Below are 14,661 nucleotides of genomic sequence, written 5' to 3' on the forward strand. Positions count from 1 at the left end.
TTCGAACCGGTTAACGCCTGACAGGATGTGAGCCATGAACACGCCGACCGCCGCCCTGCTTTGCCTGCTTCTGCTGTGCAGCAGTGCCGGTGCGCGCGCCGACGACCTGATGGAAAACGATGACCTTGCCCCAACCAGCAGCGACCTCGGCGAACTGCCCCCACCCGTGGGTCAGCAAGCCCTGATCGACCAGCTCGGCCAGGCCAACGTCGCCCTGCTGCAACAGAACGGTCAGTCGCTGCTCGGGCAGATCGTGCAGTCGGGCAGCAATCAGGAGGCGTACATCCTGCAACAGGGCAGCGACCTGATGGCGCTGATCAACCAGAACGGTTCCGGCAACGCCGCTTCCATCACGCAGAACGGCAGCCATAACCGCGCGCAGATTTCGCAAAACGGCAACAACAACGACGCCAGCATCGAGCAGGCCGGCGCGGGGCTGCAAAGCGCCGTGACCCAGTCGGGCAACGGCATGAGCGTTTCGGTCAAGCAATATCGCTAAGCACTGCAAATCATCGGAGAGTTCATCATGTTCAAACTGACGCCCCTCACCGCCGCCATCCTGGTCATGATCAGTGCCCAGGCGATGGCCGACGACAGCCTGTCCAACCAAAGCCAGGTCGGTACCGCCAACATCGCCGACGTGAAACAGACCCAGGCGCCGTTCAGCACCGCCACCCAGACCCAACTGGGCCAGGGCAACGACGCCGCCGCCGTGCAAGACCACGCCACCAGCGTGATCACCCAGGACGCGGTCGGCGACTACAACGCCGGTTACGCCGAACAACTTTACGAAGACAACGCCACCATCACCCAACAACAGATCGGCGCCTTCAACACCGCCCACGCCAGCCAGTCGTTGGGCTTCGGTTCACCGAACAGCGCGCTGCAACAGCAGCAAGGCACCGGCAACTTCTCGTTCATCTATCAGGACTCGCAGAACGGCAGCGAAGGCAAAACCTTCCAGTTCGGCGACAGCAACGAAGCCAACATCGAACAACTCTATGAAGGCAGCGGCAACAGTTCGGTGATCACCCAATACGGCACCGCCAACTACGGCACCGCCGAACAGGTCACCCATAACGGCGGGCAGATCGGCATCAACCAGGCCGGCGAAAGCAACTACGCCTACGGCGATCAGCGCAACGGCACCGGCGGCAACATCACCATCAACCAGTTCGGTAACCTCAACGGCAGCGAAATCTGGCAAGACTCGCAACTCGCCAGTCAGGCCACCGTCAACCAATACGGCGACAGCAACGAAACCGTGGTCGACCAAAGCTTCGGCGGAAACAACACCGCCGCCGTCACCCAGGTCGGCAACACCAACGCGATCTACGCCGACCAGTTCGAATCGGTCAACTCGACACTGGCGCTTTACCAGGTTGGCAACGGTAACGTGCACTACACCTACCAAAGCGGCGACGGCCACACGCTCAGCGCCACCTCCGTGGGCAACGACAACAAGGTCTACGCCAGCAACTGGAAAGGCCCGCAATCGGGTGGACAGTTCGGCAGCAACCAGCGTGCGACCGTCACACAAGCGGGCAATGGCAACATCGCCAGCTTCACTCAGGATGGCGTCGGGCACGTGATGACCACGCACCAGACCGGGACCGGCAACAAAACCACGGTCAGTCAGGCGGAGTCGTATAACGAGCTGTATTTTGATCAGAACGGTAGCGACAACATTCTGATCTCGGATCAGCGCGGGACGACCAACCTGATTCAGGGTTCTTCGAATGGCACCGGCAACAGTGCTGAGTTCGATCAATCCGGGACTGGCAACCAGGCGTATACCGCGCAGTTGTATGGCAGTGACAACATGATCACTGTTAAACAGGCGGATACGATGAACGTGGCGTATGTGACCCAGGGCGGGACGGGGAACATTGCCAATGTCGATCAGAGTGGGGTGACGCAGACCGCGAATATTCAGCAGTTCGGGTCGGCTAACCAGGCGACGGTGTTGCAGCAGTAGGGGTTGGGTGTTGATGGGCCGCGATTCTCTGGTGAGGGGGGTCGCGGTTTTTTTGTGTCCGTAGGACCGATCAACGACCCGCGTTCTTTAAAGCTTCAGACCCGCCACGTCCTACAGAAAAAGGAATGGCTTCTGGAAAAGCTGCACGTTTTCCTACTACCTCTGGCGGTTGGCCGTCGGAAGCGCAAGGACTAGGATTTTTCGGGACAACCTGAACCCTACGGAGCTCGACCGACGTGCAACTCATCCGGACAACCACGACAACATTCCCCTTACCGAATAGACTTCCAGGCATTGATCCCGGAGGTGCCATGAGCGACCCAAAGATGATTGACCCGCTGTGCCCAGTCGTCTCGGATCTTGATCCTGAAGAACAGGCTGCGAGCTATGACCGCTGGTTCAGGGCGGAAGTACAAGCGTCTCTCGATGATCCGCGTCCGAGTATTCCCCATGAGCAAGTGATGGAGGAAATCAATGCCTTGATGGAATCAATGCGCAAAAGCGCTGATGCAGATTAAGTGGCGACCCAAGGCTCGGGTCGAACTCTCGAAAATCCTGAAGTACATTGGCGAGCGAAATTTTGTAGCGGCGACTGCACTTCACAAGTCCGTCGTAAAAACTACATCTGCGCTTTGTTGGCATCCACACCTGTATCGCAAAGGCCGCTCTCCCGGCACTCGAGAGATTGTGGTAAGCCCGAACTATCTCGTCGTTTATCAAGTGGCGGACCAAATTGAGATTGTGAGCATCTTGCATGCGCGTCAGGAGTACCCTCGACGCGACCCCGGTTAAGATCGCTTCCTCGTCTCAACACAAGAAACCGCGCTTCCCGTGGAGGTACGGTTTTTTTGATCGTTCCCACGCTCTGCGTGGGAACGATCAATCAGCCATCCTTCAACTCGACGTGATCCAGCGCTTGATTCACCGCCAGTTGCCCCCATTCGGTTTCCAAGCGAATAGGTGGCAGCTGTACGCAGGTTGGAAACCCGGGACAGAGGCAACCCGGCAGACACAAGGTCTCCCACGCACAGCCGCCATAACAAAGTGCACACAGTGAAGGTGCGCAAGGATACGTTATGAATGGCGCTTGTGCGCTCTGTAGTTACTCGGGTTTCCACGCCCGGTCACTGAATTGACAGCGACGAACATAGGCTAGAGAGCGGACGTCCGACGGACAACCTGAAAACATTGTGGGAAGGTTCCGCCGATTCAGACACTTCTTTAAACACACTTCAGATCGCAGCCCTCACCCTAGCCCTCTCCCGGAGGGAGAGGGAACTGACCGAGTGGTTTGGGAAATGTACGCCGACGTGAAGTACCGAGCTGAACTCTGATTTTGAAGCTTCGAAGCAAGAGCCCCTCACCCTGCCCCTCCCGAAAAGCTGGATCGCCCGTAGGGAGAGGGAACTGACCGAGGAGGTTGAGAGAGATACGTCGACGTGCAATACCGAGTTGAATTCAAGTCTCGGAAAGCGCCAAAACCGGCCGCCTCTCCGTTCTCAAACTACCTGGTTATCTATCAGGTGACGAACGAGACCCCAAAAGTTTTGCGAACACGTTGGACGCTCACGCGAAATAGATACTGATTATGCCGACGCGTGCTGGGAAATCTGCTTTCCAGCTAGATGGTAAAGCTGTCTCGGCCCGTGATATCGAACTCACCGTCGCTGATCAGAACACCGGGATGTACAGCATCTTTTGACTGGAAGTGAAACTTGCCTTTGTAGAGATTCTTCTCGCGATCAAAGGTTATATCGAACGAGCCTTCATCGGCGTTGAAGATCCGAGTTGAGGATTTCCCGCCTACCTTCTCCATTGTGGAATAGGCTGCGGCCACGAGCCCGTTAACGATATCACTGCGACCGTTTTCTATCTCGGCACTGAATACAACCTCAATGACGTTGACCACTGTTTTTCCTTGGGAATCCTGCGTTTCCTGAGCAGCGGCCAACGTCAGATACATCCGCCGCATAGGAACGTGATAGTCATAAGCGAAATTCAAACCGTCCGACACGAATGCCACACCATTGATATTCGCGCGCAGGGAACCCGAGGAAGGGCTTTCTTCGCTCGGAAAAACAAATTCAGTCACCATGTTTATCTCCTTGATCGTCATGTCCTGTGACCAGATACCGAATCTGGCTGGATCAAGGTAGGCACGGCTTTTTACGCTGTCTACTGTCAACCTTGACAGTAGACAGCGCGGAAAATCTGTTGATGAGTCTGAGGATGCTGTCCTGTGATGCGGAAAGTTGCCTACAGACAACCCGAAAACCTTGTGGGAAGGTTCCGCCGATTCAGACACTTTTTTAAACACACTTCAGATCGCAGCCCTCACCCTAGCCCTCTCCCGGAGGGAGAGGGAACTGAACGTGGTGTTTGGGAGATGTATGCCGACATGAAATACCGAGTCGAACTCAGGTTTTTCAGCTTTGTACGCCGACGTGCGATACCGCGTTGAACTCAGATTTTGAAAGGCCCAAAAATCGGCTCCCTCTCCCTCGGGAGAGGGCTGGGGTGAGGGGCGAATCCACCACAAATCCAAAGCCGACCACGCTGCGCTACTCACCACTCAATAGGCCGAGTGTCAGCTCGCCTGCTTTTGATCTTGATCCACGGGCGACGTCGGAAGGCTTCGTTCCGGGATTGATCCGGGCGTGGGAGCGCAGCGACCGTTTGGCGAAGCCAAACACAGCGGGAGTAGGTGCAGCGAAGCAAACCGGAGACGCTGCGCCCGGATCAATCCCGCAGCGAAGGAACCCCGAGCCCCAGCGAGCGGGCCGCACGTAGGAGCAAGCCTTTTGGGTTACCTTTTCGGCGTTTGGAAAAGGTGACCCGCCGTCAGGGCGGAACCCTAAGCAGCCATTACCGCAGCAATGGATATGCACCCAGTCAACCGGAACTCACCGCCCAACCAGAACCTGGTCGGCCCGAAGGCCGCCACGTTCACTCCGCCTCCGGATCAACCTTGTTCTGAGTCAAATACCGATTCAACACATCATCCTGCCCAGGCACAGAACTGTCCCCCGCCACCTGCCACAAATGCCGCTCAATCCCCTGCGCCACCATATGCCCCACCGCCGCCTCAATCGCCGACAGAACACACAATTGCGCCGGCTCATTCGTCGTATAACCCACTTCAGCCTCAAGCAACTTCTTGAACTCGATAAACTTGAAAATCCCCGCACTGCGCGCCACCGAATAAATCGTCTTGCTGGTCATCACATTCGCCAGCACCTGCCCACTGCGCACATCCACCGCACGCAAGTTCACAGTCACCTGATCCACCCGATACTCACGCTGCAAATCAATCCCCAGATACCGCGCCCCTTCCCCACCGCTACGCACATTCGTGTCATAAGCGATGATCCCGCCCTCAAGCATCATGTTCGCCGCCTGCAAGGGCGGCAGCTCACCCTGAATATTCACCGGCGTATTCGGCTTCTTCTGCGACGCGCGAATGATCTTGCGTTCGGTCAACAGGTTCTGCAGCCCTTCCCGCTCCAACACCACAAACCAGCCACTGGCCTGCATCGCGTCCATCAACATCGACGCCGCGCCCTGGGTCACGCTGGTGGAAAACGAACTCGCCGGCGTCGGCTTGTACTGCCCGGTCTGATCACGGAAGCCGTACACCACCGCCATCAGCCGCCCCTTGGGTCGCGGCATCTTCAGCAAGTCGTAATAAGTCGAGGCCCTGGGGGTCAGGGTCGGGGTTTCGGTGTCCTGCTCGGCCGACATCGGCTCACGCAGACTGCACCCTTGTAATGTCGCCAACATCAGCCCTAACGCGATTATTCTTTTCATGTCCATCACTCCCCGGAACCGTCAGCCCGTCATGGGTTGAGGCCGTTCACCTGAATTTCCGAAACCTCACCGGTCGCTCGATCCGTCACTTCAATGCTCAGTGCCCCGGAGTCGTCGATGACGTTGACGATAAAAGAGTCGGTGGACAGGCTCCCCGTGTTGCCGGTGGAGATGTTGTCCAGCAACTGCCCTAGCAGCCGCGATTGCAATTGACTGGTGAAGCGCTCCAGCGCCGAGGTGCCGGCCACGCTCGAACGGCTTTTCAGGTCCGGATCGTCGTGATCGTTTTGCGCCTGCGCGTTGTTGAGCAACCAGGTGCCGTTGAGCGGATTGCCGCCGAACGACGGGTTGACCGGCGTGTAGACCAGTTCAGTGGCCTGGACAGCGGCAGCGCTGGCGAGCCCGATCAACAACCCCGAGATCCAGAATCCGCTGCGCCGTGAGAACGTTGTGCTGTTCATAGTTCGTCCTTCTCAAGGTCGGTGGTGTCCTGCAACAGAGCCTCCAGCTTGCGCTGGACAACCTGGCGTCGAACCCAGTCGGCGGCCGCGTAGGCCTCGTCCTTCAGTTCCACGGTGTTCGGCGGCAGGAAGCGCCGATAAACCAGGCGTTGCTGATATTCCACGGTCACCAGGCTGCCCCAGCGCGCGTCGGGCCGCTCGCGCACCACCAGGTTGAAATCCATCGGGCTGGTGTCGCGCAGGCGTTCACTGAACGAGTAGTAAAAGTCGTGGCCGATGTGCGAGATCGTGTCGTCGACGATGAAGCCCATCATTTCGTCTTCTTCACCGGCACTGGCGCAGCACGCCACAGCGGTGAGGACCAGCGCGCACCACCACTGACGAGTCATGGCTGCAATGCCTGCGGCAAATTCGACTGGCCTTTGGCCGGGCCATTAGTGCCCTCAAGAAAGGCTTTTTCCGCGACGAACTGCCAGTCCGAATAACGCTGCATGCCGTCGAAATCCGACCACTGCGTCGGGAAGTCGGCCTGCTTCAACGGCAGCTCGGTCGAAGAACTGTTGAGGCCGGTGATGCGTCCATCGAAACCGCGTTGCAGCGCCCATTCACCCTGACCGATCGGGTCCGGATAGAGCTGACGCAAATGATGTTTCGCTTCTGGAAAACGCTGATCGTCGAGCAGGTCGACCAACTCTTTCGGGTACTGCGCCAGTCCCGGCGAACTGCGGTAGTAGCTGCGCAGCGCCTGGGCATATTGGGTGCCGACCCAGAGCAACTGGCGTTCACGGTCGCGGCGCGAAGCGGTCGACCACAATTCACCGGCACTGGCCAGGCCCATGCCCATCACCACGATCAGGAACAGCACGCCCAGGTAAGTGAAGCCACCCTGCTGCGCGCGGTTACCACTCGGAATACTGGCTGCCATCACGCGCCCTCCCGGTAGCACCGCTTTTGATGTCGGCCACGCCGCCCGCCACACCGTCCGGTGGCGCGATCAGCACCCACTGGTCTTTGCGTTCGGTGATCGGATCGAGTGGCGCGTTGCGCAGATAACGTTGTTCGATCAGTTGCTCGATGGAATCGGGATAACGGCCGGTGTCGCCGTAGAAGTGATCCAGCGCCTCGCGCATCGCCGACAGGCTCTGACGCAGCGTGGTTTCCTTCGACGCTTCGAGGCTGTTGAAATAGCGCGGCAGCGCGATGGTCATCAGCGTGGCGATGATCGCCATCACCACCATCAACTCCAGCAAGGTAAAACCTTTTTCCCGGCGCATGAGGTTCACCACTCGCGGTAGGCGATGCCGTTGAGGCCCTTGCCCCGGGCGTGGGAGTAGACGTCGAACACGTCCTCGCCATCGCGCGGGTTCTGAGCCGAACTGTCGTAGGCGCGCACGCCCCAACCCCCTTCATCATCACGTTTGGTCGGCACCAGCGGATCGCGCGGGATGCGGCGCAAAAAGTAGAACTTGGCACCCTTCGCGCTGCGCACATCGCGCACGCCTTCGACCAGCACTTTCAGGTTCGGCGGGTAGCCGCTGCTGTTCAGCGACTTCTCGATGTACCCGGCATCGAACGCGCGTTTGTAGGCGTCGATGGCATCGCGAATCTGGTACAGCGCGTTGCGCAATTCCTGCTCCTTGCCACGCCGCACCAGGGTCTCGGTCAGCGGCGCGGCCATGCTCGCCAACAGTCCGATCAGGGCCAGCGTCACCACGACTTCGATCAGGGTGAAACCGCGTTGGGAGGCGTTCATGATCAAGGCTTCTCGACAGTAACGCGGGTGGTGGCCACGGCCGATTCACCGACGGCCCGCGGCTGCGCGGCCGGCGACGGCATCACGTAGCTCTGCGAACGATCCGGCGCCTGGATGTGCATGCTGGTTTCGGTGCCGGTGGAGAACTCCATGTCTGACGGGCTCTGATACGGCAGGTTGCGCACGATCCGTGGGGTGATCGACAGCACCAGTTCGGATTTGCCGATGGTGTCCTTGTTGCTGCCAAACAAGCGGCCGAGTCCGGGAATGTCACCGAGGCCGGGAATCTTGTTGCCGGTGGCGCCGTGGTCGTTGCGCACCAGTCCGGCGAGGATCTGCGTTTCGCCGTCGTGCAGACGCAGCGAGGTCTGCGCGTTGCGGGTATCGACCTGCACCGGGATCGTGCCCTGACGGGTCGGTTCCAGCGGCGTGGCGTTACTCACTTCCAGCGCGATCTTGATCGCCACTTCGTTGTTCAAATGCACGGTGGGCGTCACTTCGAGCTTCAGACCGACATCCAGATAGGTCACGCTTTCGGTGATCACCGGCCCCTGTGTCGATGGCACCGAGGTCGCGCTGATGATCGGCACGCGCTGCCCGATGTGGATGCGCGCCTGCTCGCGGTTGCTGACGCGAATCACCGGACTTGCGAGGGTGTTGATGTCGTTGTCCTGCGCGTTGATCTTGGCTTGCGGCGAAGGGCCGATGGAGATGCGGTCAGAGTTGATGCCCTTGAGCTGGCCCAACAGGGTGACCGGTGAACCATCTGAGTTGACCACGCCGAAGGTGCTCGGCCATTGCAGGCCGAGGTCGAGAATGCGCTGGGTGGCGACTTCCATCACCTCCACTTCAAGCACCACTTCCGGGTTGGACTGGTCTTGCGATTGCAGGAGTTTCTCGGCCATGCGCACGGCGTCTTCGGTGTCGCGCATGGTCAGGGTATTGAGGCGTTCGTCGACGAACACGTCGCGGGTCTTGAGCATGGTTTTCACCATGTTCAGCGCGGTGTTGGCGTCGATGCTGGTCAGGTAGAAGGTGCGCATCACCAGTTCCTGGTAATCCTTCACTTTCTGCGGCGAATCCGGGTAGATCAGCAAGGTGTTTTCGTTCACCACTTTCTGGTGCAACTGGTTCTGTTGCAGCAGCAGGGTCACGGCGTCTTCGATGCGCACGTCACGCACGAAGATCGTCGCTTTCATGTCCGGGCGCAGGTCTTTGTCGAAGATGAAATTCAGCCCGGCAACCTGCGACAGCACTTCAAAAATGGTCTTGAGGTTGGCGTCGCGAAATTCCAGGGTCACCGGACGATCGAGCTTGGTGCGCAGTTGCGGATAAGCGATCACGTTACGGCTCTGCACCAGGCGAATGTTGCCTTGCAGCTCCAGCGCGCCTTGGTTGGCCGGGTCGAGTTCGAGGATCTGTTTGACCTGACGATCAGCGCCATAGATGTCGCCACGGCGCAGGTCGCCCCGGGCCAGCTCGAGTTTCTCGTCCATGCTGCGCAGGTATTCCATCTGCTTCAAGGCATCCTGGGCGCGGCGGTTGTTCGGCTCGATGGTCAGCACGCGCATGTATGCAGTGCGCGCCGAGGTAAAATCGCGACGCGAACGGTCGGTGTCGCCGGCGGTCAGCAACGCCGTGATCGCCTTGGCCCGACCGGTGTTGAGCAGCAGGTGCAATTCGGTGTCGCGAGGGTTCTCGCGCAGGCCTTCTTCGATTCGGGCCAGTCCCGCCTCGTACTGACCCTGTTCAATCAGGTCGGCGGCTTCCTTGTTGGCCACTTGCGCAGAGCTGCACGCGGCCAGCCCGGCACACAGACCGAGGCTCATCAGCAAACGGGAACGGTTCATTGCGTACTCCCCACAGACAAGGTCTGCGACAAATGCAAAGGCAGGTAAACCAGGCTCAATTCCACATCGGAAATGCCGGTGATCTTCCAGGTGTCGTCGATCACATCCCCGTTGCGCACGACGTAGATCTTTTCGCCGTTCTGCAAAAACACTTGCAGGTCGCTGCGGTCGTGCAGCCGGCCGACAAACTGAAACGGCACCGGTGGCAGGCTCGGGGCTTGCACCACTGTTGCGGGATTGACGGCAATTTCGGTGACCGTGGCCAGGGTCGGCGCGGCCTTCCAGCTCTTGGCGGCGAACAGATCACCGGCCGGGCTCAAGTCCTTGATCGGCGCATCTTTGGCCTTGGCGGTGCTGGCCGGCAGCGCACCACGGGTTTTCCCCGGTGTGGCGACGGCCACTTCATTGGAATCGGCGTCTTCGCTTGGCGAGAAATACGCCGGCAACCACGCCAGCGCGGCCGCTACGCCGAAGAACGCTACCCACCCTGTCACGCGCTTGGTATTCATCACGACCTCGACAGGTAAAGGGTCATACGGATCCGGCCATTGAGGTCGGTGTCGCCAATCTTCTTGCGTTGCAATTCGAGGTCTTCCACCACCACTGCCGGCAACTGGCCGAGCAAGGCGTGTACGAAGCGGCGCAGCTGCGGGTAGCTGCCGCGCACTGGCAGAAGGATCTGATAGCGCGCCAGATGGGTTTTCGGGTCGACGCCGAGGGCGTATTCGCCGCGTGCCAGGGTGATGTGCTCCTGGGCTGCGAGTGCGTAGATGCGGTCGATGGCGATCGTGGCTTGCGGCTGCGCCGGGAGTTTGTTGCGGAAGTCGTCCAGTTGACGCTGCGGCACCACCGGCGGTGCGATGCTGCCGTCTTCAACCTTGGCCAGGTACTCGGTGGCTTCCTGAGTCTGTTGGCTCAAGTGCTGCAACGATTGCCAGCCCGGCAGCAAACCACCGAGCGCCCAAGCCACGGCCACCAGCAGCAGCGCCAACCCGGCGAGGCCCGGAATGCCGAGGCCTTGCAGGTACTCGTGGACGATCAGTCTAGGGATTCGCATCGCCCATCTCCCAAGTCGCCGACAGGTTGAATTGCACCGGTTGTTCCGGCGATTTGACGACGATCTCGTGGCTGAGCAGCGAGACGTCGGACAGCTCGTCGCTGGCTTCCAGACGTTTGTGAAAATCGAGCATCGCTTGCAGATCCCGCGCCTCGGCGCTGATCCGCACCTGGCCTTTGCGCGCATCCGGAGTCAGGCTCAGCAGTGCGACGTCATCGCGCGGCATCGCTTCGAGCATGGCGAACAGGCGTTCCCACGGCCGGCGCAGTTGCTGCGAGACCTTGCGCATTTCGGCGAGGTTCGCCGCTTGCTCGCGGGTTTCCGCCGGGCTCAGGGTGGACTTGGCGCCGCTGTCACCGGTGAGCTGGCGCTGCGTGGTTTGCAGATGACCTTGTTGCTGTTCGGTGTGGGCGTCGAGGTGCTGTTGCACGCCGAAGCACAGCAGCGCCAACAACACACCGCCGCCGAGCAGGCTCCAACCCAATGGTCCGGAACGTGGCCGTGGTTGAAAATCGAGGTTAAGGGCGCGCATGTCAGGCCACCGCCCGGGACATGACGTACAAGCCGTCACGCACGGTCATCGCGTCGTCTTCAAGGGTGCGCAGTTGCACACCCGCCACGTCCGGATGCACATCGAGGCGCGCCGGGGCATGCAGATACACGTTGAACCCGCGTTCGCTGGTCGAGGCTTGCAACTGCCGTTCGCGACCGATCAGCGCATTCAACGCGGCATCGCTGTCGCTGCCGCCGACCGAACGCACCCCGGCCCAGCGCCCTTCCCTCGCCAGCAACAACACGCTGCGTTGCGGCTCGGCGACAACAAAGAGGAAGTCGCCGGCATCGAGGCTTTTGTCGAAGCGGTTGAACGCCGCCATCAGGTACGGCTGCACCGAGCGCAGGCGCAGACCGCGACCGCTGACCAGCGTGCGCAGGCGTTCGAGCAAGTCTTGCGGCAAGGCGCTGGCGATGCGGTCGTAACCGGCCGGCTCGGCGGACAGCACCAGACTCCACGGCTGGGTCGGCGCGCCAAACAGGTCTTCGAAACACAGTTGGGCGAAACCACGCAGTTCTTCAGGGCTGCTGATCTGCGCGCTCCATGGCACCAGGCAGAAGCGGCTGAAATGCCCGGAGATGACCACGCTCAATTCGGCACCGGCGCCGGCGTGTTCACCGAGCAGGCAGTCGAGGGTGTCCAGCGCCACCGCGTAGCTCTGGAAGCCTTCGTCGATGTAGCCGACGCTGCCCAGCCACAAGGTGTCGCTGCCGCGCCGCTGACCGAGGCCAACACCGCTGGCGCCGAGCACGGCGACAAAACGCTCACGAGATAAATGTGACACGGTTGATCTCCTCCAGCGTGGTGCGACCTTGTTCCACCAGCTCCAGCGCCGATTCGCGCAACAGGCGCAAACCACGCGCACAGGCCAGGGCTTTGATTTGTTTGATCGGTTGGCGCTCGACGATCATCTGGCGCAGCTCGTCGTCGAGGTGCAGCAGTTCGGCAATCGCCGTGCGCCCGCGATAACCACTGCCCCGGCAATGCCCGCAGCCCTTGCCGTGGACGAAGTGGTAGTGGTCGACTTTCTGCGGATCGAGGCCCGAGGCGCGCAGCTCTTCATCGCTAGGATTGACCGGTGCGCTGCAACTGGCGCAGACCAAGCGAATCAGGCGCTGGGCGAGAATCGCGTTGAGTGCCGAGACCAGGCTGTAGGGGTCGATTTCCATTTGGGTGAAGCGGCCAATCACGTCGAAGACGTTGTTGGCGTGGATGGTGGTGAACACCAGATGGCCGGTGAGCGCCGACTGCACGGCGATCTGTGCGGTGTCCGGGTCACGGATTTCGCCGACCATGATCTTGTCCGGGTCGTGGCGCAGGATCGAGCGCAAACCCCGGGCGAAGGTCAGGCCTTTTTTCTCATTGACCGGGATTTGCAGCACCCCCGGCAATTGATATTCGACCGGGTCTTCGATGGTGATGATCTTGTCCACGCCGTGGTTGATCTCGGTGATCATCGCGTACAGCGTGGTGGTCTTGCCGCTGCCGGTCGGGCCGGTGACCAGCACCATGCCGTAGGGTTCGGCAGCGAGGCGGCGCAACTGGCGCAGGGTTTCGTCTTCAAAGCCCAGCGCCTGCAATTGCACACCGCAGACCTTGTCGGCCAGATCCTGTTTGTCGAGTACCCGCAGCACTGCGTCTTCGCCAAAAATGCTCGGCATGATCGACACACGGAAGTCGATCTGGCGGCCGCTGATACCGATCTTGAAGCGACCGTCCTGCGGTACGCGCTTCTCGCCGATGTCCAGTTCAGCCATGACCTTGACCCGCGAAATCACCTGCTCGGCGAACTCGCTGCCCTGGACTTTGCTGATGTTGTTGAGCACACCGTCGATGCGGTACTTGATCACCAGACCGTGGCCGGTGGTGCCGAGGTGGATGTCGCTGGCGTGCATTTTCAGCGCGTCGTAGAGGGTCGAGTTGACCAGTTTCACCACGCTGCTGGCGTCTTCGCTGATGCTGGTCAGCGACAGGCTTTGCAGGGTATCGATTTCGTGGTGAGTGTCGCCCTGGGCATTCAGCGATTCGACGGCGTGGAAGCTTTCTTCGTGGCGGGCCAGATAGGCCTTGAGGTCATCGGCGTGCACCAGATGCAGCGGCGCGCCGTGCAGGCAATCGTCGATCCAGGCCAGCCGCGCCGGGTCGAAGGGGTCGGCAAACACGCCGATCACTTCGTCGTTGTGGCGCAGCAGGATGAATTCACGTTTCAGGCATTGTGCGAGGGTGACCCGGTCGAACACCGGCGTCGCGGCAAACAGGCTGTCGGTGTCGAGCACCGGGTAATGCAGGGTGGCGCCGAGGGTGTGAATGAACGGCATCGGCGCCAGTTCACAGAGTACGCCGAGGGCATCGAGGACGCGTTCGCCGGAGGTGGCGGCCCGCGCCCGGGCCTGGGCAAGCTGTTCACTGGAAAAGCGTTCTGGCGCGCTTTCGGCCAACAGCGGTTCGACGACAACGGACAGACGTTCCATGGCTTGCTCTCCAACCGGGGCTTAGAGCCCTGTCGGCGCGGCAAACCTTGGCGGCAAGTGCCGGAACGTCTGTTCGCGCCATTACTCCCCGGTGAGCATTTGATCGTCGTCCGGTGCCATGGCGTGCAACTGTCGTCGCCGATCCGCCAACACCCAACTGCCATCGTACAACTGCAACGGGAAGCTCTCGGTCCTGCTCTGGCGTCGTTCGACAAACCCCTCGGAAGGGCTCGCACCGGGTTTCGCTTCACGCTTGATGCCCAGAAGGTCGCAGACCGCCCGCGCCAGTTCCGCCAATGGAAACGGTTTGAACAGGATGTGGCTGACCCCCAGTTGCCGCGCCCGCTCACAGACTTCAGCGGTCGGGTGACCCGTTATCAGCACAAAATGGCACGTCCTGTTCTGGCGGACCGCGTCGAGCACCTCAAAGCCTTCCATATCGGGCAAGCGGTAATCGAACACCAGCACGTCGGGGGCTAAGGTTTCGGCCAAACCGATAGCCGTCGCTCCGTCATGTGCAATCGCGACGTCCAGCCCCTGCGCCGACAGATAATCCTGAAGGTTCTGTGCAAGCAGCTGTTCGTCTTCGACAACCAGTACTTTGTTAACCAAGGTCGACTCCTTGAAACAGCAGGTCCGATGACCCCGCCCTGAGAGTGCGCCTTACCATCGGTAACGCACACTTCATGCCAGGCTGAGTGCCGGTAATTTTATGTCTTCATGTCCTTGAA

General features: G+C 60.2%; 18 protein-coding genes. 4 read left to right on the forward strand and 14 right to left on the reverse strand.

Features of this window, described 5'->3' with window-relative positions:
• The first annotated feature begins 34 nt into the window (after positions 1–34).
• The 4 genes from HUW52_RS20580 to HUW52_RS20595 all read left to right on the forward strand — a co-directional run bounded on the left by HUW52_RS20580 (position 35) and on the right by HUW52_RS20595 (position 2,770).
• The gene (locus tag HUW52_RS20580) at positions 35–499 is read left to right on the forward strand and encodes a curlin (RefSeq protein ID WP_175554744.1); all 465 of its coding nucleotides are present in this window, start codon (positions 35–37) and stop codon (positions 497–499) included.
• 27 nt (positions 500–526) lie between these two features.
• Entirely contained in the window at positions 527–1,978 is a 1,452-nt protein-coding gene (locus HUW52_RS20585) for a curlin (protein ID WP_175554745.1), read from the forward strand.
• Positions 1,979–2,289: 311 nt separating this feature from the next.
• On the forward strand, positions 2,290–2,496 hold the full coding sequence (locus HUW52_RS20590) for a hypothetical protein (protein ID WP_016983361.1): 207 nt from the start codon (positions 2,290–2,292) through the stop codon (positions 2,494–2,496).
• Complete coding sequence (locus HUW52_RS20595; RefSeq protein WP_016983362.1) at positions 2,486–2,770, forward strand: type II toxin-antitoxin system RelE/ParE family toxin; 285 nt, start codon at positions 2,486–2,488, stop codon at positions 2,768–2,770. The genes HUW52_RS20590 and HUW52_RS20595 overlap by 11 nt, the downstream gene beginning before the upstream one ends.
• Before the next feature lie 829 nt (positions 2,771–3,599).
• Here HUW52_RS20595 and HUW52_RS20600 read toward each other — a convergent pair.
• From HUW52_RS20600 to HUW52_RS20665, 14 genes are all read right to left on the reverse strand, one after another.
• Complete coding sequence (locus HUW52_RS20600) at positions 3,600–4,073, reverse strand: hypothetical protein (protein WP_175554746.1); 474 nt, start codon at positions 4,071–4,073, stop codon at positions 3,600–3,602.
• Positions 4,074–4,924: 851 nt separating this feature from the next.
• Positions 4,925–5,785, reverse strand: a complete 861-nt coding sequence (locus HUW52_RS20605; protein ID WP_026000822.1) for a CsgG/HfaB family protein — start codon at positions 5,783–5,785, stop codon at positions 4,925–4,927.
• A gap of 29 nt (positions 5,786–5,814) precedes the next feature.
• Positions 5,815–6,246, reverse strand: a complete 432-nt coding sequence (locus HUW52_RS20610; protein ID WP_016987875.1) for a curli assembly protein CsgF — start codon at positions 6,244–6,246, stop codon at positions 5,815–5,817.
• Positions 6,243–6,635, reverse strand: coding sequence for a curli production assembly/transport protein CsgE (csgE, locus tag HUW52_RS20615; protein WP_175554747.1), 393 nt, complete (start codon positions 6,633–6,635; stop codon positions 6,243–6,245). Before csgE ends, HUW52_RS20610 begins: the two co-directional genes overlap by 4 nt.
• Positions 6,632–7,171 (reverse strand): type II secretion system protein, encoded by a 540-nt coding sequence (locus HUW52_RS20620; protein ID WP_175554748.1) that lies wholly within the window; start codon positions 7,169–7,171, stop codon positions 6,632–6,634. The genes csgE and HUW52_RS20620 overlap by 4 nt, the downstream gene beginning before the upstream one ends.
• Complete coding sequence (locus HUW52_RS20625) at positions 7,146–7,520, reverse strand: type II secretion system protein (protein ID WP_007919395.1); 375 nt, start codon at positions 7,518–7,520, stop codon at positions 7,146–7,148. Before HUW52_RS20625 ends, HUW52_RS20620 begins: the two co-directional genes overlap by 26 nt.
• Before the next feature lie 5 nt (positions 7,521–7,525).
• Positions 7,526–7,999, reverse strand: coding sequence for a type II secretion system protein (locus HUW52_RS20630; RefSeq protein ID WP_175554749.1), 474 nt, complete (start codon positions 7,997–7,999; stop codon positions 7,526–7,528).
• 2 nt (positions 8,000–8,001) lie between these two features.
• Positions 8,002–9,849 (reverse strand): secretin N-terminal domain-containing protein, encoded by a 1,848-nt coding sequence (locus HUW52_RS20635; protein ID WP_016987879.1) that lies wholly within the window; start codon positions 9,847–9,849, stop codon positions 8,002–8,004.
• On the reverse strand, positions 9,846–10,358 hold the full coding sequence (locus HUW52_RS20640; protein ID WP_175554750.1) for a hypothetical protein: 513 nt from the start codon (positions 10,356–10,358) through the stop codon (positions 9,846–9,848). The genes HUW52_RS20635 and HUW52_RS20640 overlap by 4 nt, the downstream gene beginning before the upstream one ends.
• The gene (locus HUW52_RS20645; protein ID WP_175554751.1) at positions 10,358–10,906 is read right to left on the reverse strand and encodes a GspMb/PilO family protein; all 549 of its coding nucleotides are present in this window, start codon (positions 10,904–10,906) and stop codon (positions 10,358–10,360) included. The genes HUW52_RS20640 and HUW52_RS20645 overlap by 1 nt, the downstream gene beginning before the upstream one ends.
• The gene (locus tag HUW52_RS20650) at positions 10,893–11,438 is read right to left on the reverse strand and encodes a PilN domain-containing protein (protein WP_016987882.1); all 546 of its coding nucleotides are present in this window, start codon (positions 11,436–11,438) and stop codon (positions 10,893–10,895) included. Before HUW52_RS20650 ends, HUW52_RS20645 begins: the two co-directional genes overlap by 14 nt.
• Position 11,439: 1 nt before the next feature.
• Positions 11,440–12,243, reverse strand: coding sequence for a hypothetical protein (locus HUW52_RS20655; protein WP_175554752.1), 804 nt, complete (start codon positions 12,241–12,243; stop codon positions 11,440–11,442).
• Complete coding sequence (locus HUW52_RS20660; protein WP_175554753.1) at positions 12,224–13,930, reverse strand: GspE/PulE family protein; 1,707 nt, start codon at positions 13,928–13,930, stop codon at positions 12,224–12,226. The genes HUW52_RS20655 and HUW52_RS20660 overlap by 20 nt, the downstream gene beginning before the upstream one ends.
• 81 nt (positions 13,931–14,011) lie before the next feature.
• Positions 14,012–14,542, reverse strand: a complete 531-nt coding sequence (locus HUW52_RS20665; RefSeq protein ID WP_175554754.1) for a response regulator — start codon at positions 14,540–14,542, stop codon at positions 14,012–14,014.
• Positions 14,543–14,661 lie beyond the last annotated feature (119 nt).

Source organism: Pseudomonas sp. 43A (assembly GCF_013363935.1).
Lineage (GTDB): Bacteria > Pseudomonadota > Gammaproteobacteria > Pseudomonadales > Pseudomonadaceae > Aquipseudomonas > Aquipseudomonas crudilactis.

Bases quoted from the DNA above. Each gene is read 5' to 3' on its own strand.
- HUW52_RS20580 (WP_175554744.1), top strand. From the start codon at position 35: ATGAACACGCCGACCGCCGCCCTGCTTTGCCTGCTTCTGCTGTGCAGC.
- HUW52_RS20585 (WP_175554745.1), top strand. From the start codon at position 527: ATGTTCAAACTGACGCCCCTCACCGCCGCCATCCTGGTCATGATCAGT.
- HUW52_RS20590 (WP_016983361.1), top strand. From the start codon at position 2,290: ATGAGCGACCCAAAGATGATTGACCCGCTGTGCCCAGTCGTCTCGGAT.
- HUW52_RS20595 (WP_016983362.1), top strand. From the start codon at position 2,486: ATGCAGATTAAGTGGCGACCCAAGGCTCGGGTCGAACTCTCGAAAATC.
- HUW52_RS20600 (WP_175554746.1), bottom strand. From the start codon at position 4,073: ATGGTGACTGAATTTGTTTTTCCGAGCGAAGAAAGCCCTTCCTCGGGT.
- HUW52_RS20605 (WP_026000822.1), bottom strand. From the start codon at position 5,785: ATGAAAAGAATAATCGCGTTAGGGCTGATGTTGGCGACATTACAAGGG.
- HUW52_RS20610 (WP_016987875.1), bottom strand. From the start codon at position 6,246: ATGAACAGCACAACGTTCTCACGGCGCAGCGGATTCTGGATCTCGGGG.
- csgE (WP_175554747.1), bottom strand. From the start codon at position 6,635: ATGACTCGTCAGTGGTGGTGCGCGCTGGTCCTCACCGCTGTGGCGTGC.
- HUW52_RS20620 (WP_175554748.1), bottom strand. From the start codon at position 7,171: ATGGCAGCCAGTATTCCGAGTGGTAACCGCGCGCAGCAGGGTGGCTTC.
- HUW52_RS20625 (WP_007919395.1), bottom strand. From the start codon at position 7,520: ATGCGCCGGGAAAAAGGTTTTACCTTGCTGGAGTTGATGGTGGTGATG.
- HUW52_RS20630 (WP_175554749.1), bottom strand. From the start codon at position 7,999: ATGAACGCCTCCCAACGCGGTTTCACCCTGATCGAAGTCGTGGTGACG.
- HUW52_RS20635 (WP_016987879.1), bottom strand. From the start codon at position 9,849: ATGAACCGTTCCCGTTTGCTGATGAGCCTCGGTCTGTGTGCCGGGCTG.
- HUW52_RS20640 (WP_175554750.1), bottom strand. From the start codon at position 10,358: ATGAATACCAAGCGCGTGACAGGGTGGGTAGCGTTCTTCGGCGTAGCG.
- HUW52_RS20645 (WP_175554751.1), bottom strand. From the start codon at position 10,906: ATGCGAATCCCTAGACTGATCGTCCACGAGTACCTGCAAGGCCTCGGC.
- HUW52_RS20650 (WP_016987882.1), bottom strand. From the start codon at position 11,438: ATGCGCGCCCTTAACCTCGATTTTCAACCACGGCCACGTTCCGGACCA.
- HUW52_RS20660 (WP_175554753.1), bottom strand. From the start codon at position 13,930: ATGGAACGTCTGTCCGTTGTCGTCGAACCGCTGTTGGCCGAAAGCGCG.